This window comes from Vibrio sp. 10N.222.52.B7 (genome assembly GCF_041474275.1).
Taxonomy (GTDB): Bacteria; Pseudomonadota; Gammaproteobacteria; order Enterobacterales; family Vibrionaceae; genus Vibrio; species Vibrio crassostreae_C.
In genome coordinates, this window is sequence record NZ_JBFRTU010000677.1 from 1 (window position 1) to 301 (window position 301).

The following is a 301-nucleotide window of genomic DNA, read 5'->3' on the forward strand; positions in this document are numbered from 1 at the left end:
TCGATACAGTTCATCAGAATAAGGCGTCGGGTGTCATTACTGAGGGAACATGACGGGGTAAGTACCAACCGATTCTGTCATGCCTTTATATTCTAGTAGTCATATCGTTCGACTGCCTCACACATCGATATTCATCGATTGGGATTGTTTGATTCTCATCTCTCGAGTATTGAGCTTCTCTCTTTTCCAGATAGTCTGGATGGTACTGATACTCACGGTAATGTTCTCTTGTTTGAGTAGCTTCATCACTTGTATCGACGTATTGTGCGGGTTGAGCAACGTCAACTCGATAATCCTGTCT

Annotated in this window: 1 pseudogene; it reads right to left on the minus strand. The window is 43.2% G+C overall.

From position 1 onward, the window contains the following. Positions 1 to 117: 117 nt before the first annotated feature. A pseudogene (locus tag AB4512_RS24765) lies at positions 118 to 301 on the minus strand (ISNCY family transposase); the annotation flags it as partial.